The sequence below is a fragment of the Streptomyces sp. NBC_01454 genome, from assembly GCF_036227565.1.
In the GTDB taxonomy this organism is placed as follows: domain Bacteria; phylum Actinomycetota; class Actinomycetes; order Streptomycetales; family Streptomycetaceae; genus Streptomyces.
Map to the genome: position 1 here is coordinate 3,646,498 of NZ_CP109460.1, position 24,435 is coordinate 3,670,932.

Sequence of the window (24,435 nt, forward strand, 5' to 3'; positions counted from 1 at the left end):
GGGTGCGCCGGGAAGTCTGGTCGGCAACTGCAACAGCCGTACACAGCTGCCGAAGGCCGGAGGTCACCCCCGTGAGTGCGCCCAACAACCGCCGCTCCATATTCCTGGGACGCATGTCCCTGCCCGAGCGGAACTACCTCGCGGAAGCTCTGCGTACCGAAACCGTCGGCGGCATCCTTCTCCTGGCCGCGGCCGTAGCCGCTCTGATCTGGGCAAACACCCTCGGCGCCAGCTATGAGGCGGTCCGCAACTTCCACCTCGGCCCGTCCGCAGTGGGCCTGGATCTGTCCGTCCAGCACTGGGCCGGCAACGGGCTGCTCGCGATCTTCTTCTTCGTGGCCGGCATCGAGCTCAAGCGCGAACTGGTCGCCGGTGAGCTGCGCGACCGACGGGCCGCCGCGCTCCCCGTGATCGCCGCGATCTGCGGCATGGTGACGCCCGCGGTCGTCTACTTCGCGGTCAGCAGTCTCGGCGGCGGTTCACTGCAGGGCTGGGCGGTCCCCACCGCCACCGACATCGCCTTCGCCCTCGCCGTCCTGGCCGTGATCGGCACGTCCCTGCCCGCCGCGCTGCGCGCCTTTCTGCTGACCCTCGCGGTCGTCGACGATCTCTTCGCGATCCTGATCATCGCGGTCTTCTTCACCTCGACGATCAACTTCGTGGCGCTCGGGCTCTCCGTCGCCGGCCTGGTGCTCTTCTACCTGCTGCTGCGCAAGGGCGTCCGGGGCTGGTACGTCTATGTCCCGCTCGCCCTGGTCATCTGGGCCCTGATGGAGAACAGCGGGGTGCATGCCACCATCGCCGGCGTCGCGATGGGCCTGATGCTGCGCTGCACCCGGCGCGAGGGCGAGGCCCACTCCCCCGGCGAGCACATCGAGCATCTGGTCCGCCCGCTCTCGGCCGGCTTCGCGGTACCGCTGTTCGCCCTGTTCTCCGCGGGCGTGTCCCTGTCCGGCGGCGCGGTCCACGACGTCTTCACCCGGCCGGAGACGCTCGGCGTGGTGCTGGGCCTGGTGGTGGGCAAGACGTTCGGCATCTTCGGCGGCACCTGGTGCACCGCCCGCTTCACCAAGGCCCAGCTCAACCCCGACCTCAAGTGGCCGGATGTCTTCGCCGTCGCCTCCCTGGCCGGTATCGGCTTCACCGTCTCCCTGCTCATCGGCGAACTCGCCTTCTCCAAAAACCCGGTCCTGACCGACGAGATCAAGGCATCGGTGCTGATCGGCTCGCTGCTGGCGGCCGTCTTCGCCGGCATCCTCCTCAAGGTCCGCAACACCAAGTACAAGAAACTGTGCGAGGACGAGGAGCGGGACGAGGACCAGGACGGCATCCCGGACATCTACGAACTCGACAAGCCCGACTACCACCTGCGGATGGCCGCCATCCACGAAGCCAAGGCCGCCGAACACCGGCGGCTTGCCGAACTGGCCTCCGGCACGCACGCCGGAGACGATGGTCCGGCATGATCTGAGAGGCTTTGCTTCCGGGTGACGAGAAGAGGGAGACGGCGATGAGCGCAGCCGACAACGGCACGGAACGCAGCCTCGGACAGCTGATGGCCACGGCCACGGCCGAGATGTCCGCGCTGCTGCACGACGAGATCGCGCTGGCCAAGGCGGAGTTCCGGCAGGACGCCAAGCGGGCGGGCATCGGCGGTGCCGCGTTCACGGTGGCGGGCGCGCTGGCGCTGTTCGCGCTGCCGGTGCTGAGCTTCGCGGCGGCGTACGGCATCCACAACCTCGGCCTCGGGCTCGCCTGGTCCTTCCTGATCGTCGGCGGCGCCTTCCTGGTCGTCGCCGGGCTGCTGGCCCTCCTCGCGGTGGCGAAGATGAAGAAGATCAAGAAGCCGGAGCGCTCCATCAGCTCCGCCAAGGAGACCGCGGCGGTGCTCCAGAAGGCCAAGCCGCACCCGCGTGTGGCGCCGGTGGAACACCCGATGCTGGAGTCTGTGACACGCTCATCGGTATGACAGCCCCTGACAGCACCGCCTCGGTCGTCCGGCTCGACGTCCCCGGCGGGAAAGCGGTGTCCCACCGTGACGTCGCGGCCAACGGCGCCCGCTTCCACATCGCGGAGATGGGCGACGGCCCGCTGGTGCTGCTCCTGCACGGCTTCCCGCAGTTCTGGTGGACCTGGCGGCACCAGCTCCCGGCGCTGGCCGAGGCGGGCTTCCGCGCGGTGGCCATGGACCTGCGGGGGGTCGGCGGCAGCGACCGCACCCCACGCGGCTACGACCCGGCGAACCTCGCCCTGGACATCACCGGCGTCATACGGTCCCTGGGGGAACCGGACGCCGCGCTCGTCGGGCACGACCTGGGCGGCTATCTCGCGTGGACGGCGGCGGTGATGCGGCCCAAGCTGGTGCGCCGGCTGGCCGTGGCCTCGATGCCGCATCCGCGCCGCTGGCGCTCGGCGATGCTCGCCGACGTCCGGCAGAGCGCCCGGAGTTCGCACATCTGGAACTTCCAGCGGCCCTGGCTGCCGGAGCGCCGGCTGACGGCGGATGACGCGGAGCTGGTGGGCCGGATGATCCGCGACTGGTCCGGTCCCCGGCAGCCGGACGAGGACGCGCTCGCGGTCTACCGGCGGGCGATGAGCATCCCCTCGACGGCACACTGCTCGATCGAGCCCTACCGCTGGATGGTGCGGTCGCTGGCCCGCCCCGACGGGATCCAGTTCAACCGCCGGATGAAGCGGCCGGTCCGCGTGCCGACGCTGCATCTGCACGGTTCTCTGGACCCGGTGATGCGCACCCGCAGCGCGGCCGGCTCCGGTCAGTACGTCGAGGCGCCCTACCGCTGGCGGCTGTTCGACGGCCTGGGGCACTTCCCGCACGAGGAGGACCCGGTGGCGTTCTCCACGGAGCTGATCAACTGGCTGAAGGACCCGGAACCGGACCGCTGACGAGCCGCGTACGGCGTGCGGCCCGGGGCAACACACGCCCCGGGCCGCACCGTTGAGGCCCCCGTTCCGCCCGGTTCGTCCCTACTTCCGCGCCCCGCCGGGCGGGCGGACCGCACGGCTGAACGGGGCACCCGCACCCCGCTCTCGAACGCTCGTATGACGAACAGCCAATTGCCCGGCGCATAGGCCAATTGGCCGTCCCCGAGGCGGTTACCGACCTTGGGCCAGGGGCAGAGTCGAAAGTATGGGCTGGACGCACGACTACCGTGACGTGGCACGCAACCGCCGCAGCAGTGCCGCTGCAGTGGGTACTCAGGACAGGGGAACCCCGGACCTCGGGTCCGGACCGTCCCCCGACCCGGCGCACCCGATGGGCATCCCGCGGATCCTGCGCCGCAGAGCGCGCTGGATGAGCGCGCGACTACGCCATCCCCGCACCTGACACACCCCCGGCCCGCCGGCGGGCGCGGAAAGCACCGCGCCCGGCCTGCCGCCCCCGCGGACTCAGATCGCGCAGCCCTGGCTGTCGACCTGCTGCTCGGCCGTACGCCCCTTGGCGATGTCCGCACGGATCTCGTCCGCGGTCAGGGCATAACCGGTGTGCGAGTCGTCCAGCGACTTCGCGAAGACGACGCCGTAGACCTCACCCTTCGGGGTGAGCAGCGGGCCGCCGGAGTTGCCCTGCCGGACCGTGGCGTAGAGGGAGTAGACATCGCGGCGGACCGTGGCGCGGTGGTAGATGTCCGGGCCGTTCGCCTGGATACGGCCGCGGATACGGGCGGCGCGGACGTCATAGCCACCGTTCTCCGGGAAGCCGGCGACGATAGCGCTGTTGCCGCTGCGCGCGTCCGGGCCGGCGAACCGTAGTGCCGGGGCGTTCAGCTGCGGCACGTCCAGGACCGCGATGTCGCGCTGCCAGTCGTAGAGCACGACCCTGGCGTCGTACGTGCGGCCTTCGCCGCCCACCTGGACGGTCGGCTGGCGCACCCCGCCGACGACATGGGCGTTCGTCATCACGCGGTGCCGGCCGAAGACGAAGCCGCTGCCCTCGAGGACCTTGCCGCAACCGGGAGCCGTACCGACGACCTTGACGATGCTGCGCCGGGCCTGCGCCGCCACCGGGCTGGTGACCAGCTGCGGGTCGGGCGCGGGCACATTGTTGATCGGCTCGTTGGAGAACGGCGTGAAGACCTGCGGGAAGCCGTTCTGGGCGAGGACCGAGGAGAAGTCGGCGAACCACGTGCTGGCCTGCTGGGGCATCACCCGGGACACGCCCAGCAGCACCTTGGAGTTGCGGACCTCCTTGCCGAGCGTCGGCAGGGACGTACCGGCCAGCGCCGAGCCGATCAGCCAGGCGACCAGCAGCATCGCCAGGACGTTGACCAGCGCGCCGCCGGTCGCGTCCAGGGCTCTGGCCGGCGACCAGGTGATGTGGCGGCGCAGCTTGTTGCCCAGATGGGTGGTGAGCGCCTGGCCCACGGATGCGCACACGATGACGATGGCGACCGCCGCGATGGCCGCGAAGGTACCGGGTGTGGCATCGCCGGTGACCTCGTTCCAGATCACGGGCAGCAGATAGACCGCGATCAGGCCGCCTCCGAGGAAGCCGATCACGGACAGGATGCCGACGACAAAACCTTGCCGATAGCCGACGATCGCGAACCACACGGCCGCGACCAGCAGCAGGATGTCCAGGACGTTCACGCCGGACACCGTCTCACGAGCGCCAGTCGAGTGGGACCGCCTTGTCACGGTCCCACGGAATCTCCCAGCCCGCGTAATGCAGGATCCGGTCGATCACTCCGGCCGTAAAGCCCCAGACCAGAGCATTCTCGACAAGGAATGCGGGCCCGGTGTGGCCGCTGGGATGGCGCGTCGTCACACGATGCGCCGGGTCCGTGAGATCCGCCACGGGAACCGTGAACACCCGTGCGGTCTCCGCCTGGTCGACCGCGCCGACGGGGCTCGGCCGGCGCCACCACCCCAACACGGGTGTCACCACGAAGCCGCTGACGGGGATGTAGAGCCGCGGCAGCACCCCGAAGACCTGCACCCCGGACGGATCGAGGCCGGTCTCCTCCCGGGCCTCGCGCAGTGCCGCCCGCACCGGGCCGGGCCCGTCGGCGTCACCGTCCTGCGGGTCGAGGGCGCCGCCGGGGAAGGAGGGCTGACCCGCATGGGAGCGCAGGGTGCCGGCGCGCTCCATCAGGAGCAGCTCGGGGCCGCGGGGGCCGTGGCCGAAGAGGATCAGCACCGCGGACTGCCGGCCGCCGCTCTCCGGCGGCAGAAAGTGGCTGAGCTGGCGCGGCTGGACCGTGGCGGCCGCGCGGGCCACCGGGGCCAGCCAGTCGGGCAGGCCGTCGGCGGAGACCGGGACCTCCGGACCGGACGCCGCGTCACGCATGCCCGCCTCCTCGTCGTACCGCTGCTCCCGTGCACTTCTCATACGCGCCCCCTCAGGCCTGGCGTGGATCGTCGGTCACCTCTGGACGGCTGCCCTCACGGGGCGGCCGCCGGGGGCGCCATCGGGGGCGCGGGCTGCCCCGGATAGTCGGCCGGCGGCTTCAGCCGCTGCCCCGGCCGGCCACCCAGCTCATACTTCAGCAGCTTCTTCGCCTTCTCCGGGTCCGTCTCGCCCTCGCCGTACGCGGGGCACAGCGGGGCGATGGCGCAGGCGCCGCAGGCGGGCTTGCGGGAGTGGCAGACGCGGCGGCCGTGGAAGACGACGCGGTGCGAGAGCATCGTCCACTCGCTCTTGGGGAAGATCTCGGCGACGTCCGCCTCGACCTTCTCGGCGTCCTCCGCGGTGGTCCAGCCGAAGCGGCGGGCGAGGCGGCCGAAGTGGGTGTCGACGGTGATGCCGGGGACGCCGAAGGCGTTGCCCAGCACCACATTGGCGGTCTTGCGGCCGACCCCGGGGAGGGTGACGAGGTCCTCCAGGCGGCCCGGCACCTCGCCGCCGAAGCGGTCGCGCAGCGCCGCGGACAGGCCCAGCAGCGATTTCGCCTTGGCCCGGAAGAAGCCGGTCGGGCGGATCAGCTCCTCCAGCCGCTCCGGGTCCATGGCGGCCATGTCCTCGGGCGTCGGGCAGACCGCGAACAGCCGCGGGGTGGTCTGGTTGACCCTCAGGTCGGTGGTCTGCGCGGACAGGACCGTGGCGACCAGCAGCTCGAAGGGGTTGGTGAAGTCCAGCTCGGGGTGGGCGTACGGATACAGCTCGGCGAGCTCACGGTTGATCCGGCGGGCCCGCCGCACCATGGCGACCCGGGACTCGGGCTTGCGCGCGGGGGTCTTCTTGGCGGGGGGCTTCCCGGCGGCCGTCTTGGCAGCCGACTTCGCCGTCACCTTCTTGGCGGGGGCGGATGTCCCGGCCGCGGTCTTCTTCGCCACGGCCTTCTTCGCTGCGGTCTTCTTGGCTGCGGTCTTCTTGGCTGCGGTCTTCTTGGCTGCGGTCGTCTTCGCCACGGCCTTCTTGGCGGCCGCCGGCTTCTCGGGGGTTTCGTTCACGGCGGCCTTCTTCCCTGCCGAGCTCTTGCCTACCGGGCTCTTCTCGGCGGCGGTCGGTGCGGTGGTGTCCTGCGCCGACGGTCGCGACGCGCCGGGCATCCGGACGGCGGGCTTCCGGACGGACGCGTCGCCGGAGGTTGATTTGTTACGTTCATCCGAATCCGAGGCGCGACCGGACGACTGTTCGCCCACAGCGGAATCACGTCCTGCGCTCACTCGACCGGCCCCCCAGTCCTCTGCTCTCACCGGCGTATTGGACACTCGGCCAGACTAAGGCCAGCCACCGACATCCGGCTTGATCGCCGGTATTCGTGACTCCAATCGGCCCCCTGCCTTATGGCTCGGGGCACCGGTCCGGCAAACTTGTGATTGATCGCACTGTTTTGCATTCCGGCATGATGGGGACCACAGTCCCCCGGAGCATGTCGACAAGGAGAGATCTCGTGGACGACGTTCTGCGGCGCGCACCGCTCTTCGCGGCGCTCGATGACGAGCAGGCGGCCGAGCTGCGCGCCTCAATGGGAGAGGTCACGCTCGCCCGCGGCGACGCCCTGTTCCACGAAGGGGACCCCGGCGACCGCCTGTACGTGGTCACCGAGGGCAAGGTGAAGCTGCACCGCACCTCCCCCGACGGCCGGGAGAACATGCTCGCCGTCCTCGGCCCCGGGGAGCTGATCGGAGAGCTCTCGCTCTTCGACCCGGGCCCGCGCACAGCCACCGCTTCCGCCCTCACCGAGGTCAAGCTCCTCGGTCTGGGGCACGGCGACCTCCAGCCCTGGCTGAATGCCCGCCCGGAGGTTGCCACGGCGCTGCTGCGGGCGGTCGCCCGCCGGCTGCGCAAGACCAACGACCAGATGTCCGACCTGGTCTTCTCGGATGTGCCGGGCCGGGTGGCCCGCGCCCTGCTCGACCTGTCGCGCCGCTTCGGTGTGCAGTCCGAGGAGGGCATCCATGTCGTGCACGACCTGACGCAGGAGGAGCTGGCCCAGCTGGTGGGCGCCTCCCGCGAGACGGTCAACAAGGCGCTCGCGGACTTCGCGGGCCGCGGCTGGCTGCGCCTGGAGGCGCGCGCCGTGATCCTGCTGGACGTCGAGCGGCTGGCCAAGCGCTCGCGCTGACCCGGCGCACGGACTGCCTGGAAGGGCCCCGCTCCGGCGGGGCCCTTCGTCATTGCCGAACCGCGCACCGGGGCCGTCAGGACGCGCGGCGGCCCCGGTACCGCGCGTCCGCCCTGCCCGCCCCGGGACCGTTAACCGCTCGCGGCGCCGCCGGCCGCTTCGCCATAGTGGCGCCCATGACCCACGGCACCGGACTGGACGAGGACGGCTACTTCGTACGGGAAGGCTCCCTGGACCGCGTGTCCGCGCGGTTCGCGCCCGTCGTGGCGGGGCTCGGTGACCGGCTCGGCGCGCATTTCGGCCCGGAGCGCCTGCACAGCAGCTATCTCTTCGGCAGCGTCCCGCGCGGCACCGCCGTCCCCGGGGTCTCCGACCTCGATGCGCTGCTCGCCCTGCGGGCGGAGCCCACCGACGCCGATCACGCCGCCGCCCGCGCCGTCGAGGAGGACCTCGACACCGCCTTTCCGCAGATCAACGGTGTGGGCATCCTGCTGTTCAGCGCGGCCCGGCTGCTGAGCGAGCTGGAGCGCCACGACCTGGGGTGGTTCGTGGCCTGCCTGTGCACCCCGCTCGGCGGCCCGGATCTCGCCGCCCGGCTGCCCCGCTACCGCCCCACCTCGCTCCTCGCCCGCGAGACCAACGGCGCTCTCTTCCGCGACCTGCCACGACTGCGCGAGCGGGCCGCCGCGGCCACCACGGAGGCCGCGCGTACCCGGCTGACCCGGGGCGTGGCGCGGCGGCTCGTGCGCACCGGGTTCACCCTGGTCATGCCGCGCTGGGGCGGCTGGACCAGTGACCTCACCGAGTCCGCGGAGGTCTTCGGCCGCTACTACCCGGCGTGGGCCGGGCAGATGCGCGCCGCCGCCCGCGCCGCCCGGACGCCCGCCGCCCACCCGGAGCTGCTGGACGAGCTGCTCGCCGGCCTCGCCCCCTGGCTGGCCGGCGCATACCTGGCCGTCCACGGGGCGAAGGCGCCCCGTCCGGGGGACCACTGACGGCGCCTCGCCGCCGGGGGGCTGCCGCCGACCGGGGCGTCAGCCGTCGATCAGTCCGTGTTCGCCCAGGTAGTCCAGCTGTGCCCGGACCGACAGCTCTGCGGCCGGCCACAGGGAGCGGTCGACATCGGCGTACACGCTCGCGACGATCTCCCCGGGCGTGTGGTGGCCGGCCTCGACGGCGGTCTCCACCTGGGCGAGCCGGTGCGCGCGGTGCGCCAGATAGAACTCCACGGCCCCCTGGGCGTCGTTCAGCACCGGTCCGTGGCCCGGCAGGACCGTCGCCACCCCGTCGTCGACGGTGAGCGCGCGCAGCCGGCGCAGCGAGTCGAGATAGTCGCCCAGCCGTCCGTCGGGGTGGGCGACCATCGTGGTGCCGCGCCCCAGGACCGTGTCGCCGGTGAGGACCGCGCGATCGGCCGGGAGGTGGAAGGAGAGCGAGTCCGCGGTGTGGCCCGGGGTGGGCACCACCCGCAGCTCCAAGCCTCCGGTGGTGATGACATCGCCCGCGTCGAGCCCCTCCCCGCCCAGGCGCAGCGTCGGGTCGAGCGCCCGCACGGCCGAACGGGTCAGCTCGGCGAAGCGGGCGGCGCCGTCGGCGTGGTCCGGGTGACCGTGGGTCAGCAGGGTCAGTGCGATGCGCTTGCCGGCCTGCTCGGCGGTGTCGATGACGGCCTGGAGGTGGCCCTCGTCGAGCGGCCCGGGGTCGATGACGACGGCGAGGTCGGAGTCCGGTTCGGCGACGATCCAGGTGTTGGTGCCGTCCAGCGTCATCGGCGAGGGGTTCGGGGCCAGCACACAGTGGGCGCGCGCGGTGGCCTGCCCGGAGAGGGCCCCGCCACGCGGCCGGCCGGGAAGAGCGGTCGGTTCGGTCATGCGGGGGTCCCTCCCGAAGGGCCGGGGCGGTCCGAGGGGCCGTCGGGGCCCCCAAGAGCACCGGATCCCGTGTCCGTCTGCGTGATGTGCTTGGTGAATTCGTCGTGCCCCGGCCAGCTCAGCTCGATCTCGTCGCCCACGATCCGGGCCCGCGCCAGCACCGGCGTCAGGTCCTGGGCCTTGGCGGCTGCCAGCGCGTCGGCGGCGGTGGCGTACGGCTGGAGCCCGCGCAGCGTCGCGATGGTCGGCGGCATCATCAGCAGCTCGCCGCGGTCGTAGCCGTCGGCCGCCTCCTGTGGCCGGATCCAGACCGCGAGATCCGCCTCGGTGGAGGCGCTCGGTGTCGAAGGGCGTGAGGTCTGGGGGCTTGCCTCCGGTCCTTGGGGGAGGGTCCGCTGGCCCTCGGGGAGCTCCGCGACGAAGAACCAGGTGTCGTAGCGCCGCGGCTCGAACTCCGGGGTGATCCAGCGGGCCCAGGCGCCCAGCAGGTCGGAGCGCAGGACCAGTCCGCGGCGGCCCAGGAAGTCGGCGAAGGACAGCTCGTGGGCGATGAGGGCGGCGCGGTCCGCCTCCCAGTCCTCGCCCCTGGTGTCGGCGACGACCGTGTCGGCCGAGGCGCCGGCGAGCAGCACGCCCGTCTCCTCGAACGTCTCGCGGACCGCGGCGCAGACGATGGTCTGTGCGGTGGCCGGATCGACGCCCATACGGACCGCCCACTGGGCGCGCGAGGGACCGGCCCAGGCCACCGGGCGTGCGTCCCGCGGATCGACGGACCCGCCCGGATAGGCGTACGCGCCCCCGGCGAAGGCCATGGAGGTGCGTCTGCGCAGCATGTGGACGGCGGGGCCGCCGGCGGCGGAGTCCCGCAGCAGCAGAACGGTCGCGGCCCTGCGGGGCTCGGCAGGGGTCAGCTCGCCGTTCGCGAGTGCCCGGATGCGGTCCGGCCACTCCGGCGGGTACCACTGGCCGTTGGTCGTGGACGCCATGGCCGGATGCTATGCGCTCGCGCGCGGATGTTCGAGGGCCACTTTCGCGCCGGAGGGCCCCTGCTGACGCGGGGCCCTCCGGGGCACGGCACACGGGGCGGACGTCACCGCCCCCATGACGGGACTATTCGGCGATCTCCACCTGGATCTCGACCTCGACGGGCGAGTCGAGCGGCAGCACCGCCACGCCCACCGCGGACCGGGCGTGCACGCCCTTGTCGCCGAGGATCTCGCCCAGCAGCTCGCTGGCGCCGTTGAGCACGCCCGGCTGACCGGTGAAGTCCGGCGCGGAGGCGACGAAACCGACGACCTTGACCACGCGCTGGATCTTGTCGAGGTCGCCGACGACGGACTTCACGGCGGCCAGCGCGTTGAGCGCACAGGTCGCGGCGAGTTCCTTGGCCTGCTCCGCGCCGACCTCGGCGCCGACCTTGCCGGTGGCCGGCAGCGCGCCGTCGACCATCGGCAGCTGGCCGGAGGTGTGCACATAGGCGCCGGAGCGCACGGCGGGCTGGTAGGCGGCCAGCGGGGGCACGACCTGCGGCAGCGTCAGACCGAGCGCCGCGATCTTCTCCTCCACCGCGCTCACGCCTGCTTCTCCCGCTTCAGGTAGGCCACCAGCTGCTCGGGGTTGTTGGGGCCCGGAACGACCTGGACCAGCTCCCAGCCGTCCTCGCCCCAGGTGTCCAGAATCTGCTTCGTCGCGTGCACGAGGAGCGGCACGGTTGCGTATTCCCACTTGGTCATGGGGCGAGCGTAATACCTGTCCACGGCGGCGGTGGACGCCGTGTGCCGCGGCCCGTCCCCGCCCGTCCCACGCGGTGTCCGCGAGCCCGTCACCCGACCCCTACGGCACATCCCTGACCCGTCCCCGACGCACCGCGGCCGGATCTCCGGGGTGTCCCAGGCGCCATCCCGGGCGTAGTCGGGACGCAGACTGGTTAGGCTCCTTGGCGTGAGCAGGCTCCATGTCGTCAGCGGCAAGGGCGGCACCGGCAAGACCACGGTCGCCGCCGCCCTCGCCCTCGCCCTGGCCACCGAGGGACGCCGTACCCTCCTGGTCGAGGTCGAGGGCCGGCAGGGCATTGCCCAGCTGTTCGAAACAGAAGCGCTTCCCTACGAGGAACGCAAGATCGCGGTGGCTCCGGCGTCGGACGGCGCGGCGCTCCGGGTCGCCGCCGGGACCGGGTCCGGTGGCGAGGCACCCCGGGGCGGCGGCAGACGCGCGGGCGGCGAGGTCCACGCCCTCGCCATCGATGCCGAACGCGCCCTTCTGGACTACCTCCAGATGTTCTACAAGCTCGGCAGCGCGGGCCGGGCGCTGAAGAAGCTCGGCGCGATCGACTTCGCCACGACCATCGCGCCGGGCCTGCGGGACGTCCTGCTGACCGGCAAGGCGTGCGAGGCCGTCCGCCGCAAGGACAAGAACGGCAGGTTCGTCTACGACGCCGTGGTGATGGACGCCCCGCCGACCGGCCGCATCACCCGCTTCCTGAACGTCAACGACGAGGTGGCCGGCCTGGCGAAGATCGGGCCGATCCACAATCAGGCGCAGGCCGTGATGCGCGTCCTCAAATCACCGGAGACCGCGGTGCATCTGGTGACGCTCCTGGAGGAGATGCCGGTCCAGGAGACCGCGGACGGCGTCGCGGAGCTGCGCGCCGCCGGCATCCCCGTGGGCGGCATCGTCATCAACATGACCCGCCCGGCGCTGCTGGACAACGGCGACCTCGACATCGCCGCCCGCGGCGCCCGTGCGGGCGTCGCCAAGGCACTCTCCCAGGCCGGTCTGGGCGGCGCCCGCCGCGGCGGGCTGGCGGACCGGCTGATCGACCCCCTGCTGGAGCAGGCGCGCGAACACGCCGAGCGGGTGGAGCTGGAGCGCGCCGAGTACGCCGAACTGACCGCAATCGGCCTGCCCACCTACGAGTTGGAGCTGCTCCCCGAGGGAGTGGACCTCGCCGGGCTCTACCACCTGGCGAGAGACCTGCGGAAACAGGGGCCCATATGACCGCGGACACCACGACGCTGGACGCCTCGGCCCCGCGGCTCGAGGTCGATGCCCTGATCGACGACCCGCACACCCGCATCGTGGTGTGCTGCGGCTCGGGCGGTGTCGGCAAGACGACGACCGCCGCGGCGCTGGGCGTGCGCGCCGCCGAGCGCGGCCGCAGGGTCGTCGTGCTGACCATCGACCCGGCCCGGCGGCTGGCCCAGTCCATGGGCATCTCCGAGCTGGACAACGTCCCGCGCCAGGTCAAGGGCGTCGACGAGTCCACGGGCGGCGAACTCCACGCGATGATGCTGGACATGAAGCGCACCTTCGACGAGATCGTCGAGGGCCATGCGGACGCCGACCGGTCCCGCGCGATCCTGGAGAACCCCTTCTACCAGTCCCTGTCGGCCGGTTTCGCGGGCACGCAGGAGTACATGGCCATGGAGAAGCTCGGCCAGCTCCGCGCGAACGACGAGTGGGATCTGATCATCGTCGACACCCCGCCGAGCCGCTCCGCGCTGGACTTCCTGGACGCTCCCAAGCGCCTCGGCTCCTTCCTGGACGGCAAGTTCATCCGGGTGCTGATGGCCCCGGCGAAGGTCGGCGGCCGGGCCGGCATGAAGTTCCTCAACGTCGGCATGTCGATGATGACCGGCACCCTCAGCAAGCTCATGGGCGGCCAACTCCTGCGGGATGTACAGACGTTCGTGGCCGCCATGGACACCATGTTCGGCGGCTTTCGCACCCGCGCGGACGCGACGTACCGGCTGCTGCAGGCTCCCGGCACCGCGTTCCTCGTGGTCGCCGCGCCGGAGCGGGACGCGCTGCGCGAGGCGGCGTACTTCGTCGAGCGGCTGGCCGCAGAGCAGATGCCGCTGGCCGGCCTGGTGCTGAACCGCGTGCACGGCAGCGGCGCGTCCCAACTCAGCGCCGAGCGCGCACTGGCCGCCGCGGAGGCACTGACGGACCAGCGGGCCGAGGACACCCATGCGGATGGCGCGGACGCCGGGGACACCCCCACACCGTCCGCCGCCCACGCAGAAAATAATCTTGAAGCCGAGGGCATTGTGGATCTCGACGGCGGGAAGGCTGGACCACGTACCGCCGGCGGCCCCTCCCCCGCCGCGGCGGAGCATGTGACACCCACCTCGGCCTCGGCAGCGCAACTGGCCGCCGGGCTGCTCCGACTGCACGCGGAACGCATGCAGGTACTCGCACGCGAACGGCGCACGCGGGACCGCTTCACCGCGCTGCATCCCGAGGTTCCGGTGACGGAGGTCGCCGCGCTGCCCGGCGACGTCCATGACCTCGCGGGACTGCGTGCCATCGGCGACCGTCTGGCGCTGAACCTCACGGACACCGATGACTGAACGGCGCCGACGACTGAACGGCGCCGACGACTGAACGACAGCGACGACTCAACGCCGCTGCCTCAACGACATCGAGGGCTCAACGACGCCGACGACTGAGCCGTACGTACGCCGGCTCAGCCACCCACCCCTTCAACCGCTCGCCCACCACCGGGCCCAACGACCGGACCGAGCCATCAGCCGAACGTTCTCGGCCAAGTTCAACCGGCTCTCCCCGTTCTCCCGGTGCTCCCGGTTTCCCGGTTTCCCGGCCGGCGCCGCTACCCGACCGCGGCGAACTCGTCGAACATCTCGTCCTCACAGTCCACGGACAGGATGCCCGTGCTGCGCTCGTACTCCGTACGCGCTGTCTCCAGCAGCCGGCGCCATGACGTCACGGTCGGGCGGCGACGCAGCAGCGCCCTCCGCTCGCGTTCGGTCATCCCGCCCCACACTCCGAACTCCACCCGGTTGTCCAGGGCGTCGGCCAGGCACTCCGTGCGCACCGGGCATCCGGTGCACACCGCCTTGGCGCGGTTCTGCGCCGCTCCCTGAACGAACAGTTCATCCGGATCGGTAGTGCGGCAGGCTGCCTGTGCACTCCAGTCGGTTACCCAGCTCATGCTGGCGCCGTCCTCTCCCGAATCGAGGCTCCCCCACGGCGGCAAGCGGCATATTCACCGTTGCCAGTTGAGGACGTTACGGAAGGCAGGCAGGGCGCAACACCCCCTTCGGGCCCAATCTTGAATGGCCCGAACGGACTATGCGTATGCGGCAGATCACCCAACGGAGTGACCGCAGGGCATACCTCACTTTGCGCCCAAGGCGGGACAGTTCACCGCCCTGACACGGGAGATTTACCGTCATACGGGGACACGTGGAGATGCGGTCCGCGAGGAGTGGGGGTTGACGAACTCACGCGTAACCGTTCAGCTGGGCAGCCGAGAACAGGCTAAACGAACAGGTGCACCCCTGTCCGGCGGATTGAGAACGTAGGGTGCCCTCATGCCTAAGAAGCGCGATGGCGGAGGTCTGTCCAAGACGCAGCAGGCCGCCAAGTTCCTCGGTGTCAGCGTCCTGGCCGGAGCGGTACTCGCCGGTCTCGCGCTCCCGGCGGCCGGGGCGCTCGGCCTCACCGCCAAGGGAACCGTCGAGGGCTTCGACGGCATCCCGGCGAACCTCAAGACCCCACCGCTCAGCCAGCGGACCAGGATTCTGGACGCCGACGGCGGTGAAATCGCCAAGGTCTACTCCCGTGACCGCACGGTCGTCGGCATCAAGGACATGTCGCCGTACATCCAGAAGGCGATCGTGGCGATCGAGGACGCGCGCTTCTACCAGCACGGTGCCATCGACCTGAAGGGCATCCTGCGGGCGGTCAACAAGAACGCCCAGTCGGGCGGTGTCTCCCAGGGCGCCTCGACGCTGACCCAGCAGTATGTGAAGAACGTCTTCATCGAGGAGGCGGGCGACGACCCGGACAAGGTCGCGCAGGCCACCCAGCAGACCATCGGCCGCAAGATCAAAGAGCTCAAGTACGCGATCCAGGTCGAGAAAGAGCTCGGCAAGCGCAAGATCCTGCAGAACTACCTCAACATCACGTTCTTCGGGCAGCAGGCCTACGGCGTCGAGGCGGCCGCCCAGCGTTACTTCAGCAAGCACGCCAAGGACCTGAATCTGCAGGAGTCGGCGCTGCTGGCCGGCCTCGTCCAGTCGCCCAGCCGCTATGACCCGCTCAACGACCCGCAGGAGGCCACCCGGCGGCGGAACACCGTCCTGCAGCGGATGGCCGACCTCAAGGACATCACCCAGGCGCAGGCCGACGCGGCCGCCAAGAAGCCGATCAAGCTGGCGGTCAGCCGCCCCAAGAACGGCTGCATCACCGCCACCGACGGCGCCGGCTTCTTCTGCGACTACATCCGCAAGACCTTCCTCGGCGACAAGTCCTTCGGGAAGACCCGGAAGATCCGTGCGCAGCGCTGGAACGAGGGCGGCATGACCATCCGCACCACCCTCGATCCCCAGACCCAGAAGTCGATCCAGGCCTCGCTCGGCGAGCACGTCTACGACGACGACCCGGTCGCCGGTGCCGCCAGCATCGTCGAGCCGGGCACCGGCAAGATCCTCGGCATGGGCCAGTCGCGCCCCTACGGCTTCGGTGCACACCAGACCGTGATCAACCTCTCGGTCGATCACCGCATGGGCGGGGGCGCCGGCTACCAGCCCGGCTCGACCTTCAAGCCGGTGATCGCGGCGGCCGCGCTGGAGCAGGGGACCAGCCCCGAGCAGGAGTACCCCTCGCCGTACCGGATGCCGTACCCGAGCCCGGTCCAGACCTGCGACGGCGAGTGGCAGGGCACCGACACCACGCAGAACGAGAACAAGGAAGAGGTCGGCCCGTACGGCATGAAGGAGGCGACCGCGAAGTCGGTCAACACCTACTTCGTGCAGCTGATCAGCGACATGGGCATCTGCCCCGCGGTGAAGATGGCGCAGAAGATGGGCATCGAGCGGGCGGACGGCAAGCCGCTCCAGCAGGTGCCGTCGATGACCCTCGGTGTGCAGGAGATGTCCCCGCTGACCATGGCCGCCGGCTACGCCGCCTTCGCCAACGGCGGTGAGTACTGCTCCCCCGTCGCCATCGAGTCGATCACCGATGCGCGGGGCCGGGCGATGAAGGTCCCGCAGACCAGCTGCCGCAGCGCGATGTCCAAGAAGACCGCGGACACGATAAACACCCTGCTCAAGGGCGTGGTCGAGGACGGCACCGGCAAGGAGGCCGGTCTCCACGGCCGGGACAGCGCCGGCAAGACCGGCACCAGCGACAGCCGCTACGCCGCCTGGTTCGTCGGCTACACCCCGAACGCGGCCGGTGCGGTCTGGGTCGGCGACCCGCAGCACAAGCGCAAGATGTACGACATCACCATCGGCGGCGTCCCCCACGACAAGGTCTACGGCGCCGACACCCCCGGCCCCATCTGGCGGGACGCGATGACCGGCGCCCTGGACGGCCGGCCGGCGCCCGCCCTGCCCACCGTCCCGATCGACGATCCCGTCAAGGACAAGAGCCAGGGCGACGACGGCGACAAGGGCCCCGGCAAGCACAAGCCCGGCCAGGGCGGCCACGGCAAGAAGCCGGGCGGCGGCTGGCACATCCCCGGCTTCCCGGACATTCTGGGCGGCGGTAACGGCGGCTGGTAGACGGCCGGTTGGCCCGTAGGACAGGCGCCGACGCCGGTTGGCGTACGGCACGCAGCGAGGGGCGCCCCCACCACGGGGGCGCCCCTCGGCTTTCCGGCGGAACCGCCGCGGCCGCTCAGCCGGCCAGCAGCTTCTTCACCACCGCGGCCACCCGGCCACCCTCGGCGCGGCCGGCCACCTGGGGGTTGACGATCTTCATGACGGCACCCATCGCCCGCGGCCCCTCGGCGCCGCCGCCCTTGGCCTCCGCCACGGCGGCCGCGACCAGCCGCTCCAGCTCGTCGTCGGTCAGCTGCTGGGGCAGATACTCCGCGAGCACCTCGCCCTCGGCGCGCTCCCGCTCGGCCTGCTCGGCGCGGCCGGCCTGGGAAAAGGCGTCCGCGGCCTCCCGGCGCTTCTTCGCCTCCCGCGCGATGATCTTCTCGACCTCGTCGTCGGACAGCTCGCGTGCGACGGTGCCCGCGACCTCCTCCTTCTGGATCGCGGTCAGCGTGAGGCGGAGGGTGGAGGACCGCAGCTCATCGCGCGCCTTGATCGCGACGGTGAGGTCATCCCGCAACTTGGACTTGAGCGTGGTCATGCCGTCGAGTATGCCCCCACCCACCGACAACCGCCGCGCCTTTTCCCGCCGGGCGACCGCCCTACCCCCACCCGGCGGACCCCTCCCCGCCCGTGCGCTGCGCCCACCCCCGTCACTCTGCGACGATGGAACCATGCGCGCGCGATACGGAGTACCCCTGGCCCTGACCGCAGTCGGCGCAGCCGGCCTGACCTACGCCGCCGGCTTCGAAGTCCGCTCCTTCCGCCTGCGGCGCGTGACCGTGCCCGTACTGCCCCGTGGCATGCGGCCGTTGCGCGTCCTGCAGGTCTCCGACATCCACATGGTCAGCGGACAGCGCAAGAAGCAGCGCTGGCTGCAGTCGCTCGCCGGGCTGCGCCCCGACTTCGTCGTCAACACGGGCGACAACCTCTCCGACACGGAAGGCGTCCCCGAGACGCTGGACGCGCTGGGCCCGCTGATGGAGTTCCCCGGCGCCTACGTCTTCGGCTCCAACGACTACTACGGCCCCAAGCTGCGCAACCCCGCGCGCTATCTGGTCGAGCGGGTCAGGGGGCGGCACGGTCTCAACGGCAACGCGCCCGTCGTGGGGGCGGTCCACAACCCGTGGGAGGACCTGCGCGACGCGTTCGACGCGGCCGGCTGGGTCGGCCTGTCCAATTCCCGCGGCCGCCTCAAGCTGGAGGGCATCGAGATCGCCCTGACCGGCCTGGACGACCCGCACATCAAGCGTGACCACTACGCCGAGGTCGCCGGCGGCCCGGAATCCGGCGCCGACCTCTCCCTGGCCGTCGTCCACGCCCCCTATCTGCGCTCCCTGGACGCCTTCACCGCGGACGGCTACCCGCTGGTCCTGGCCGGCCACACCCACGGCGGCCAGCTCTGCATCCCCTTCTACGGGGCCCTTGTCACCAATTGCGACATCGACACCGACCGGGTGAAGGGCCTATCCACCCACACCGCCGGCGGCCACACCTCCTACCTCCACGTCTCCGCCGGCTGCGGCACCAACCGCTACACCCCGGTCCGCTTCGCCTGCCCCCCGGAGGCCACCCTGCTGACGCTGACGGAGCGGGCCTGAGGGCCGGGGGAGGTAGGACGACGCCGGGATCGGCCAAGGTCAGAGCGGCGTGGGCGGTCGGTGAACGCGAGCGGCGCGGGCAAGTGACGCCGTACGGGCTGACACGGTCGGGGGACTGAGGCGGTCGGGGCGCTGACGCGGTCCGCCGGGGCGCTGACGCCGTCCGGGGCCCGGGAATCCACGCCCCTGCTCGTTCCGGCCCTTCCTCCGGAGGGCGAAGGGCCTGCCACGGGCTCCCCCGGACCGGAGTTTTGCCGGACGGGGGCTCCCCCGCTCGCTGATCATCGCCGTAACGTGGAGGAATGTCCGACCCCACCCGGACCTCGCAGTCCACGCGTCACGCCACCGGCCCCGCCGGCGCCGCCGCCCGTACCCCGGCGGCGGCCGTCGCCCCCAGGATCCGCCGCCCCCGGGCGGCCGCCTTCCGTGTCCTCCTCAGCGTGGCCGCCCTGACCGGCCCGTTCCTCGCGGCCGCCGGCGCCACCGCCCCGGCCGCGCTCCTCGCCCGCTTTCCCGTGCAGGCACACCTCGCCGCCGCTCTGGTCTTCGCCGGCTCGGCCCACCGCGCCTGGACCGGCCGCCGCGCGGTGAGCCCGCGTCTCACCGGCGCGCTGCTCCCCTTCCTCTTCCTCCCCGCCGTCCTCCACTACGCCTTCCCCGCCGCCGACTCCACGGCCTTCGCCCTGCCGCACGCCACCGCCCCCACCGTCCCCCAAGCCCTCGCGCACCAGCTCCTCTACGCCGTCATCCCTTTGGCCGCCCTCGCCGACTGGCTCCTGCTGACGGCGCCCCGCGGCTTCCGCGCGGCCTGCGCCTGGCAATGGCCGGCCTACCCCCTGCTCTACCTCGCCTTCGCCCTCGCCTTCCCCGCCACCGCCGGAGCCCCGCCGCCCGGCGCCGCCCTCGCGCTCACCATCGGACTGGCCGGCTGCCTCCTCCCCTTGATCGTCATCGGGATCGACCAGGTCAGGCCCGCTCCCCGGCTCCGCGGGAACCGGATTTCACCTAAGGGGATCGGTCCGCTAAAGTAGAGCTCGTTGCTTCGGGGTGTAGCGCAGCTTGGCAGCGCGCTTCGTTCGGGACGAAGAGGTCGTGGGTTCAAATCCCGCCACCCCGACTGAAGGAACACCAAGTCAGGTCCGGTTTCCGTTTAGGGAAACCGGACCTGACTTACTTCCCGGGTCGCATCTGGGAGTGAGCGGGGAGTGGATCATGGAAATCCCACTCCCGGGAGTGAGGCGGGGAGTGAGCGGCCCACGTGGCCTCTGCGCCGAGTCAGCTCAGCCTCGGCCGCACAACGCAAAAAAAGGGGCCGTCCTCCCGAGGGAGAACGGCCCTTTGTCGCGCCTACTGCAGACGCTTCCTCAGCAACTCATCGAGCGCCCCGACCGCCGACCGCGGATTCAGAGCAAGCCTCGCATCGAGCGCCTCCTCCCACTGTTCGGTGAGCGCCTCCAGAAGGCGCCGACGCATCCCTGCCGTGATGTGTGTGTACCGGGCCTGAACGGAACCGTCCTCGTGCCCGAGGCGCTCGTCCATGAGCTTCGGTGGCGTCCCCAGGTCCTCCATGACGGTCTTGTGGGTGTGCCGGAGGCCGTGTGGCGTAAGGCCCTTGGCGATTGGGAGCCAGCACGCCTCGGCCCGTCCGGATGCGTTCCTGCCGCGGACGGGGAGCCCCGGCCACGGGCCTGCACTCACCGGTACCGAATGCGCTTCTTGCGGCGCCTTCTTCGGGTACCACCCCGTAGAGGCAGGTTGGAACAGCCACGTGGCGAACCCATTGCGCCTCCAATGCGGTGCGGGAGCGCCGGCGGGACCGCTTCGGACGTAGCCGAGCTCCGACATCGCCGTGACGACCTTGACCCGGGTCTCTTCCGCGACCGTCGCCGGCCGGTTGAGCACGTTGGACACCGTGCCCGTAGACACTCCCGCCAGACGGGCCACGTCTACGAGCTTGGGCCCGGTCTGGCGCACGGAGTGGTTGGACTCACGCAGGCCACGGAAAACGTACGTGAGCCCGTGGCAGGGACACGGCTGCGGCTTGCTGCGGGTGATGTGCCCAGCAACCAGATCGAGCAGCCACGGCATCACGTCGATGTCCCGATACGAGTCCTCCTTGGGCGGGCATCGGTGCAACTCCCCGGAGTCGAGCTCGTAGAGCTGCCACTCGATCCGGAGCGTCTGGGCTCGCACGAACCTCTTCTCCAGGCCCACGATCTCGCCCCAGCGCATGCCGGTGTAGCCCTTGAGGACCATCGCCACGAACTCGTCGTCCCGCCCCGCCAGGAGGGCGGCTCGCTCGGAGATGAGCAGGATGCCGAGGGCATCCGTCACCGCCTTCTCCGGAGCGCGGTTGCGCGATCTTCCCGCCCGCTTTCCACGTCCCCTACGTTTCGTCGCTGGGTTCTCGTCGCGGAGCCCTTCCTCGACCGCATCGGCAAGGATCGTGTGGAGCGTCCCCCGCCACGTCTTGATGCTCGATGCGGCGTAGGAGAGTTCGCGCTCCTTCCTCTCCCAGTTCGCGATGTCCGCGCGATCTATGTCCGAGATCGTCTTCTCCTCGAATGCCGGGAGAAGGTGCTCCTCGATGTGTCGCTTGTAGTTCTGCATGGTGGAGGCTGCGAGTTCCTGCGCCTCATACCAGCGGTTCACGTACTCGCCGAAGGTCTCCTTCCCGGTGTTAGGGTCCCTCCACTTCCCTTCCCTGACCTTCGCTTCGAGGTCGTTCGCTGCCTTTGCGGCTTCCCGCTTGGTCGTGAAGCGCACTGTCCTGCCGTCGGCATCCTGCACGGTCCGAAGGACACCCGGTCCAATCCAGTACCGCCCGCGATACCAAGTGCCCCGCTTCTCTCCGAAGCCCAACTCTCTTCTCCCTGCTCTCGGTTCAGGCCGCTGCGAAGGCGGGCTTGGCACGGCGAGGACTCTTGGACCTCAGTCGGGTGGCCCCTGCGAGGCTCGCCTTCAGACGACGCGGGACCTGAGCGGGAACTGGTTCAGGAGCAGGTGCAGAAGCGCGGCGCGGGCGCTCTTCGAAGACGCTGATGATCTCGGCGTAGTGATCGGCGGTGAAGCGGTAGCCGCCGCCGAGGCGGGTGAAGGGAATGCGGCCCTTTCGGGCCTGCTCCTTCACCCACCACTCGGAGACACCGAGAGCCTCAGCAACCTCCGCCGGCCGGTACAGGTGCGGCAGCGGCGGGCCGTCCGTGACAGTGACTGCGGTGACACTGTGACTGGTGTGACTCGTCATCCCTGTCCCCCGTTCTCGCTCGGTACGACGTACCCGCCGTCCTTGCGGATGAGCTGGACATCCTTCGCCATGCGCGAGCAGGTCTGCCGTACGAGGTCAGACACGAGCCCGGTCCCCTCGGCGATCTGCTTCGGTGCGGCTCCGGGGTTCTCGCGGACGTACCGCAGGATCGTCGCGCGACTGTCGCTGATCGTGTGGTCGGCGGCGGGGCCTTCGAGGAGCTGCCACGTACCCGCTTCCGCGTAGAAGCGGAGCGCATACTCGGCCTCGTCGACATCGCGGCCGGTGACGTGCAGGACGCCGTCCGCCTGGCCGCGCGAGCGCTTGAGGACGAGCGTCGCGTCCGCGGCGCCGGCGAGGCCGTTCGTGCCGGAGACCTCGGCGAGGAAGTCGTCCGAGCCGGCCTTGCGGACGTGGTGGACCAGGACCATCGCGATTCCGTAATAGTCCGCGATCCTCTTCGCGTGGCCGACGGCCGCGTAGTCGGCGTCGTACGCCGAGGAGCCCGGTGCCGACGTCCCGCGCATCTTCGCGAAGACGTCGATCACGATCATCCGGGCCTCCGGGTTCCGTGCGCACCACTGGGCGATCTGCTCGGCCCCGCCCTGCGGCAGCGGCGGACACGACGTCGCCAGGGTGAGCGTGGAAGGTGCCCGGTCGCCCCCGAGGACCTTCCGCATGCGGGTCTGCAGCCGGCGCGGAGTGTCCTCAAGGGCGAGGTACAGGACCGGCCCGCCCTCTACCGGGACGCTGTCCATGGCCTGTCCGCCAGCCGCGACCGAGAGGGCCAGACCGAGGGAGAGCCAGGACTTGCCTACCTTCGGCGGACCGGCCAGGAGGTTGACACCCTCGGAGAGGAGCCCGGGGACGGCCCACTTGGGCTCCGGGAACTCCATGCTCATCAGTTCGTCCGCAGTCCACGCCGTGCGGATGCGCTGCTGTGCGGGCTGGAGAGGGTGAGGTTCCGGTCCGGTCGGCTGTACCTGGAACGGAGCGTTCGTGCCGTAGTGGTCGTTCTGGGTCACGCCGTGCCGTCCTCGACGTCGTTGTGCTGTGCCGCGATCCACTTCGCTGCAGCGGCGAGAGAGCGGAGTCCTTCCTCCGCACGGCTCCACCGAATGCGGTCACGACCGTAGGCACTGCCGTACTGGCCATCCATGCCGGGCACCGCGCACGCGGCGTACTGCGTGCCACCGCGTGCGCCGCGCACCTGGTGGATCTCCCCGACAGCGTCCGTGGGCGCGATCCGGTGCGGCTTGTCCAGCGTCACGAGCCACTGATGCGGCTCCTCGTCGAACCAGGGCTCACCGGGCCAGACGTACAGGCCGGCCTTTCGGCGAGGAATCTCGCCGATGCCGGTCGTCCTCGTCGTTGTGTGGTGCATGCTGCGGGTCTCGCCGCAGACCAGGTGGGCCGCATGGCACGAAGCACAGATCAGGCGCACCGTCGTACGCGAGTAGGAGCTGCCGTGGTCGCAGTCTTCGTTGACGCACTCGTGCCGGACGGTCGCGCTCCCGTACGACGCGCGATAGGCGCTGCCCTCGCGCACCTCGGCGGTCCATGCCGGGCGAGCGCAGCCCTGCGTGTGCTGCAGTTCGGCCCAGCCGAAGTACGTCTCCTGGATGTCGAGATTCATGCCGCACTCCCCTGCTCGAACGTCCGCGGGCGCTTGGCACCGGCGCGGAAGCCGGAGGCGATGGTGCGACGGGCCTCGATCTCGCCGAGGCCGACGAGGAGCGCAGCCTGGGTCAGGTGCTCAGTGACGAAGGCCGTGCAGAGCTCACCGCCCGCGACGAGCTGCCCGAGGGCGATCGAGGCTTCGTAGAGGGCGTTGTTGCGGTGCCCCTCGGGGGCGCCCGTGACCCGCTCACGCTCGGCGTTGACGACGAAGGTCAAATACGCGCCCCGACGGCCTTCCGCAATCAACGGCACGCGGACGGGACGCTGAGGCGGCAGCGGGGCCGGTGCGAGGAGCTTCTTCAACCACTCGGGAAGCGGGGCCACATCGGCATTGCTTGCGAGCGTGTACGCGGTGTCGGCAACCATGCTGCCGGTGCCGACTACGTAGCCGCCGCCCGCGCGCGTGTCGATCTTCCAGCCGAGGGTCCCAGCAGTGTTCCGCAGGCTCATGCTCTCCGGGGTCTCGAAGTAGAGGTGGGTGCCGCCGCTGGCCGTGCGGATGGTGTACGTGTCGCCGGGCCACGGCTGGCCGTGCTGCTCGGCGAGCTCGGCCAGGGCGTCAGCGCCGCTCGTCACGGTCGCCGGCGTGCCAGCGGGCGGCACGTCCTGGTCGTGCTTAGGCACGTCCAGGTCGACGACAACGAGCCGTGACGGGCCCGTCGCGATGCCGATGTTGTACGCGCCCGAAGTCCAGCAGCGGGCGATACGGTCCGTGTCGGTCGTGGCGCGCTGTTCCCACGAGCGGACGGCCGGGCGCTTGGCACCCGGGACGAGGGGGAAGATGCGCCAGCCGCGCTCGGCCGCAGCGAGTGCGGCGTGACGCAGCGAGCCAGGGGAGTTGTAGGGCATCCTGAGGACACCTCCTGATTCCTGGTTGGGATGGGAGGACCGGAGCAGCGGGCTTCGTTGACCCGTCGGCCGCTGCTCCGGGCACAT

General features: G+C 70.9%; 25 protein-coding genes and 1 tRNA gene. 12 read left to right on the top strand and 14 right to left on the bottom strand.

Going from position 1 to position 24,435, the window contains the following annotated elements; genetic code table 11:
- The first annotated feature begins 71 nt into the window (after positions 1-71).
- From nhaA to OIU81_RS15980, 4 genes are all read left to right on the top strand, one after another.
- Entirely contained in the window at positions 72-1,466 is a 1,395-nt protein-coding gene (gene nhaA, locus OIU81_RS15965; protein WP_443073997.1) for a Na+/H+ antiporter NhaA, read from the top strand.
- Positions 1,467-1,510: 44 nt separating this feature from the next.
- Complete coding sequence (locus tag OIU81_RS15970; RefSeq protein ID WP_329148374.1) at positions 1,511-1,969, top strand: phage holin family protein; 459 nt, start codon at positions 1,511-1,513, stop codon at positions 1,967-1,969.
- Positions 1,966-2,904, top strand: a complete 939-nt coding sequence (locus OIU81_RS15975; RefSeq protein ID WP_329148376.1) for an alpha/beta fold hydrolase — start codon at positions 1,966-1,968, stop codon at positions 2,902-2,904. Before OIU81_RS15970 ends, OIU81_RS15975 begins: the two co-directional genes overlap by 4 nt.
- Positions 2,905-3,148: 244 nt before the next feature.
- Positions 3,149-3,346 (top strand): hypothetical protein, encoded by a 198-nt coding sequence (locus OIU81_RS15980; protein WP_078568661.1) that lies wholly within the window; start codon positions 3,149-3,151, stop codon positions 3,344-3,346.
- 62 nt (positions 3,347-3,408) lie between these two features.
- Here the strand turns inward: OIU81_RS15980 and OIU81_RS15985 are convergent, their stop codons facing one another.
- From OIU81_RS15985 to nth, 3 genes are read right to left on the bottom strand one after another with little or no spacing between them, the layout of a single operon-like run.
- Positions 3,409-4,608: a MarP family serine protease gene (locus OIU81_RS15985; protein WP_329148380.1), complete on the bottom strand. Its 1,200-nt coding sequence runs from the start codon at positions 4,606-4,608 to the stop codon at positions 3,409-3,411.
- Positions 4,609-4,621: 13 nt separating this feature from the next.
- Complete coding sequence (locus OIU81_RS15990; RefSeq protein ID WP_329148382.1) at positions 4,622-5,350, bottom strand: NUDIX hydrolase; 729 nt, start codon at positions 5,348-5,350, stop codon at positions 4,622-4,624.
- A 53-nt stretch (positions 5,351-5,403) separates the two neighbouring features.
- The gene (gene nth, locus OIU81_RS15995) at positions 5,404-6,672 is read right to left on the bottom strand and encodes an endonuclease III (RefSeq protein ID WP_329148384.1); all 1,269 of its coding nucleotides are present in this window, start codon (positions 6,670-6,672) and stop codon (positions 5,404-5,406) included.
- A gap of 182 nt (positions 6,673-6,854) precedes the next feature.
- Here nth and OIU81_RS16000 point away from each other — a divergent pair, with 182 nt between their 5' ends.
- Positions 6,855-7,529 (top strand): Crp/Fnr family transcriptional regulator, encoded by a 675-nt coding sequence (locus tag OIU81_RS16000; protein ID WP_006604164.1) that lies wholly within the window; start codon positions 6,855-6,857, stop codon positions 7,527-7,529.
- A 176-nt stretch (positions 7,530-7,705) separates the two neighbouring features.
- Entirely contained in the window at positions 7,706-8,524 is an 819-nt protein-coding gene (locus tag OIU81_RS16005) for a nucleotidyltransferase domain-containing protein (protein ID WP_329148386.1), read from the top strand.
- Positions 8,525-8,563: 39 nt separating this feature from the next.
- On the opposite strand, the gene OIU81_RS16010 is transcribed toward OIU81_RS16005, so the two are convergent.
- The 4 genes from OIU81_RS16010 to OIU81_RS16025 all read right to left on the bottom strand — a co-directional run bounded on the left by OIU81_RS16010 (position 8,564) and on the right by OIU81_RS16025 (position 11,133).
- On the bottom strand, positions 8,564-9,400 hold the full coding sequence (locus OIU81_RS16010; protein ID WP_329148387.1) for an MBL fold metallo-hydrolase: 837 nt from the start codon (positions 9,398-9,400) through the stop codon (positions 8,564-8,566).
- Entirely contained in the window at positions 9,397-10,386 is a 990-nt protein-coding gene (locus OIU81_RS16015) for an NUDIX hydrolase (RefSeq protein WP_329148389.1), read from the bottom strand. Before OIU81_RS16015 ends, OIU81_RS16010 begins: the two co-directional genes overlap by 4 nt.
- 124 nt (positions 10,387-10,510) lie before the next feature.
- Positions 10,511-10,975 carry a RidA family protein gene (locus OIU81_RS16020; RefSeq protein ID WP_329148391.1) on the bottom strand — a complete coding sequence of 155 codons (465 nt, stop codon included), beginning with the start codon at positions 10,973-10,975 and terminating at the stop codon, positions 10,511-10,513.
- The gene (locus OIU81_RS16025; protein ID WP_003975360.1) at positions 10,972-11,133 is read right to left on the bottom strand and encodes a DUF4177 domain-containing protein; all 162 of its coding nucleotides are present in this window, start codon (positions 11,131-11,133) and stop codon (positions 10,972-10,974) included. The genes OIU81_RS16020 and OIU81_RS16025 overlap by 4 nt, the downstream gene beginning before the upstream one ends.
- A gap of 208 nt (positions 11,134-11,341) precedes the next feature.
- Between OIU81_RS16025 and OIU81_RS16030 the strand changes: the two genes are divergently transcribed.
- On the top strand, positions 11,342-12,397 hold the full coding sequence (locus OIU81_RS16030; RefSeq protein WP_329148394.1) for an ArsA-related P-loop ATPase: 1,056 nt from the start codon (positions 11,342-11,344) through the stop codon (positions 12,395-12,397).
- The gene (locus OIU81_RS16035) at positions 12,394-13,752 is read left to right on the top strand and encodes an ArsA family ATPase (protein WP_329148396.1); all 1,359 of its coding nucleotides are present in this window, start codon (positions 12,394-12,396) and stop codon (positions 13,750-13,752) included. The genes OIU81_RS16030 and OIU81_RS16035 overlap by 4 nt, the downstream gene beginning before the upstream one ends.
- A 260-nt stretch (positions 13,753-14,012) precedes the next feature.
- Here OIU81_RS16035 and OIU81_RS16040 read toward each other — a convergent pair whose 3' ends face one another.
- Positions 14,013-14,354 carry a WhiB family transcriptional regulator gene (locus tag OIU81_RS16040; RefSeq protein WP_006604173.1) on the bottom strand — a complete coding sequence of 114 codons (342 nt, stop codon included), beginning with the start codon at positions 14,352-14,354 and terminating at the stop codon, positions 14,013-14,015.
- Positions 14,355-14,736: 382 nt separating this feature from the next.
- Here OIU81_RS16040 and OIU81_RS16045 point away from each other — a divergent pair, with 382 nt between their 5' ends.
- Complete coding sequence (locus OIU81_RS16045; RefSeq protein WP_329148399.1) at positions 14,737-16,932, top strand: transglycosylase domain-containing protein; 2,196 nt, start codon at positions 14,737-14,739, stop codon at positions 16,930-16,932.
- A 115-nt stretch (positions 16,933-17,047) separates the two neighbouring features.
- Here the strand turns inward: OIU81_RS16045 and OIU81_RS16050 are convergent, their stop codons facing one another.
- Positions 17,048-17,512 carry a GatB/YqeY domain-containing protein gene (locus OIU81_RS16050; protein ID WP_329148401.1) on the bottom strand — a complete coding sequence of 155 codons (465 nt, stop codon included), beginning with the start codon at positions 17,510-17,512 and terminating at the stop codon, positions 17,048-17,050.
- A gap of 133 nt (positions 17,513-17,645) precedes the next feature.
- On the opposite strand from OIU81_RS16050, the gene OIU81_RS16055 reads away from it, so the two are divergent.
- The 3 genes from OIU81_RS16055 (at position 17,646) to OIU81_RS16065 (ending at position 19,689) form a co-directional block, all read left to right on the top strand.
- Complete coding sequence (locus tag OIU81_RS16055; protein ID WP_329148403.1) at positions 17,646-18,572, top strand: metallophosphoesterase; 927 nt, start codon at positions 17,646-17,648, stop codon at positions 18,570-18,572.
- A gap of 302 nt (positions 18,573-18,874) precedes the next feature.
- Positions 18,875-19,603 carry an integral membrane regulator gene (locus OIU81_RS16060; RefSeq protein WP_329148405.1) on the top strand — a complete coding sequence of 243 codons (729 nt, stop codon included), beginning with the start codon at positions 18,875-18,877 and terminating at the stop codon, positions 19,601-19,603.
- A 12-nt stretch (positions 19,604-19,615) separates the two neighbouring features.
- Positions 19,616-19,689 (top strand) — tRNA-Pro (locus tag OIU81_RS16065).
- A 230-nt stretch (positions 19,690-19,919) separates the two neighbouring features.
- On the opposite strand, the gene OIU81_RS16070 is transcribed toward OIU81_RS16065, so the two are convergent.
- The 5 genes from OIU81_RS16070 to OIU81_RS16090 are packed head-to-tail and all read right to left on the bottom strand — an operon-like array spanning position 19,920 to position 24,348.
- Positions 19,920-21,434 carry a tyrosine-type recombinase/integrase gene (locus OIU81_RS16070; RefSeq protein ID WP_329148406.1) on the bottom strand — a complete coding sequence of 505 codons (1,515 nt, stop codon included), beginning with the start codon at positions 21,432-21,434 and terminating at the stop codon, positions 19,920-19,922.
- Between the two features lie 22 nt (positions 21,435-21,456).
- Positions 21,457-21,819 carry a helix-turn-helix domain-containing protein gene (locus OIU81_RS16075; RefSeq protein WP_329148408.1) on the bottom strand — a complete coding sequence of 121 codons (363 nt, stop codon included), beginning with the start codon at positions 21,817-21,819 and terminating at the stop codon, positions 21,457-21,459.
- Positions 21,816-22,844 (bottom strand): AAA family ATPase, encoded by a 1,029-nt coding sequence (locus OIU81_RS16080; RefSeq protein ID WP_329148410.1) that lies wholly within the window; start codon positions 22,842-22,844, stop codon positions 21,816-21,818. Before OIU81_RS16080 ends, OIU81_RS16075 begins: the two co-directional genes overlap by 4 nt.
- On the bottom strand, positions 22,841-23,455 hold the full coding sequence (locus OIU81_RS16085; protein WP_329148412.1) for a hypothetical protein: 615 nt from the start codon (positions 23,453-23,455) through the stop codon (positions 22,841-22,843). Before OIU81_RS16085 ends, OIU81_RS16080 begins: the two co-directional genes overlap by 4 nt.
- Positions 23,452-24,348 (bottom strand): bifunctional DNA primase/polymerase, encoded by an 897-nt coding sequence (locus OIU81_RS16090; RefSeq protein WP_329148414.1) that lies wholly within the window; start codon positions 24,346-24,348, stop codon positions 23,452-23,454. Before OIU81_RS16090 ends, OIU81_RS16085 begins: the two co-directional genes overlap by 4 nt.
- Positions 24,349-24,435 lie beyond the last annotated feature (87 nt).

Bases quoted from the DNA above. Each gene is read 5' to 3' on its own strand.
- OIU81_RS16025 (WP_003975360.1), bottom strand. From the start codon at position 11,133: ATGACCAAGTGGGAATACGCAACCGTGCCGCTCCTCGTGCACGCGACG.
- OIU81_RS15970 (WP_329148374.1), top strand. From the start codon at position 1,511: ATGAGCGCAGCCGACAACGGCACGGAACGCAGCCTCGGACAGCTGATG.
- OIU81_RS16085 (WP_329148412.1), bottom strand. From the start codon at position 23,455: ATGAATCTCGACATCCAGGAGACGTACTTCGGCTGGGCCGAACTGCAG.
- OIU81_RS16050 (WP_329148401.1), bottom strand. From the start codon at position 17,512: ATGACCACGCTCAAGTCCAAGTTGCGGGATGACCTCACCGTCGCGATC.
- OIU81_RS16035 (WP_329148396.1), top strand. From the start codon at position 12,394: ATGACCGCGGACACCACGACGCTGGACGCCTCGGCCCCGCGGCTCGAG.
- OIU81_RS16060 (WP_329148405.1), top strand. From the start codon at position 18,875: ATGTCCGACCCCACCCGGACCTCGCAGTCCACGCGTCACGCCACCGGC.
- OIU81_RS15980 (WP_078568661.1), top strand. From the start codon at position 3,149: ATGGGCTGGACGCACGACTACCGTGACGTGGCACGCAACCGCCGCAGC.
- OIU81_RS16055 (WP_329148403.1), top strand. From the start codon at position 17,646: ATGCGCGCGCGATACGGAGTACCCCTGGCCCTGACCGCAGTCGGCGCA.
- OIU81_RS16040 (WP_006604173.1), bottom strand. From the start codon at position 14,354: ATGAGCTGGGTAACCGACTGGAGTGCACAGGCAGCCTGCCGCACTACC.
- OIU81_RS16075 (WP_329148408.1), bottom strand. From the start codon at position 21,819: ATGACGAGTCACACCAGTCACAGTGTCACCGCAGTCACTGTCACGGAC.
- OIU81_RS16090 (WP_329148414.1), bottom strand. From the start codon at position 24,348: ATGCCCTACAACTCCCCTGGCTCGCTGCGTCACGCCGCACTCGCTGCG.
- OIU81_RS16005 (WP_329148386.1), top strand. From the start codon at position 7,706: ATGACCCACGGCACCGGACTGGACGAGGACGGCTACTTCGTACGGGAA.
- OIU81_RS16010 (WP_329148387.1), bottom strand. From the start codon at position 9,400: ATGACCGAACCGACCGCTCTTCCCGGCCGGCCGCGTGGCGGGGCCCTC.
- OIU81_RS15990 (WP_329148382.1), bottom strand. From the start codon at position 5,350: ATGAGAAGTGCACGGGAGCAGCGGTACGACGAGGAGGCGGGCATGCGT.
- OIU81_RS15975 (WP_329148376.1), top strand. From the start codon at position 1,966: ATGACAGCCCCTGACAGCACCGCCTCGGTCGTCCGGCTCGACGTCCCC.
- OIU81_RS16015 (WP_329148389.1), bottom strand. From the start codon at position 10,386: ATGGCGTCCACGACCAACGGCCAGTGGTACCCGCCGGAGTGGCCGGAC.
- OIU81_RS16045 (WP_329148399.1), top strand. From the start codon at position 14,737: ATGCCTAAGAAGCGCGATGGCGGAGGTCTGTCCAAGACGCAGCAGGCC.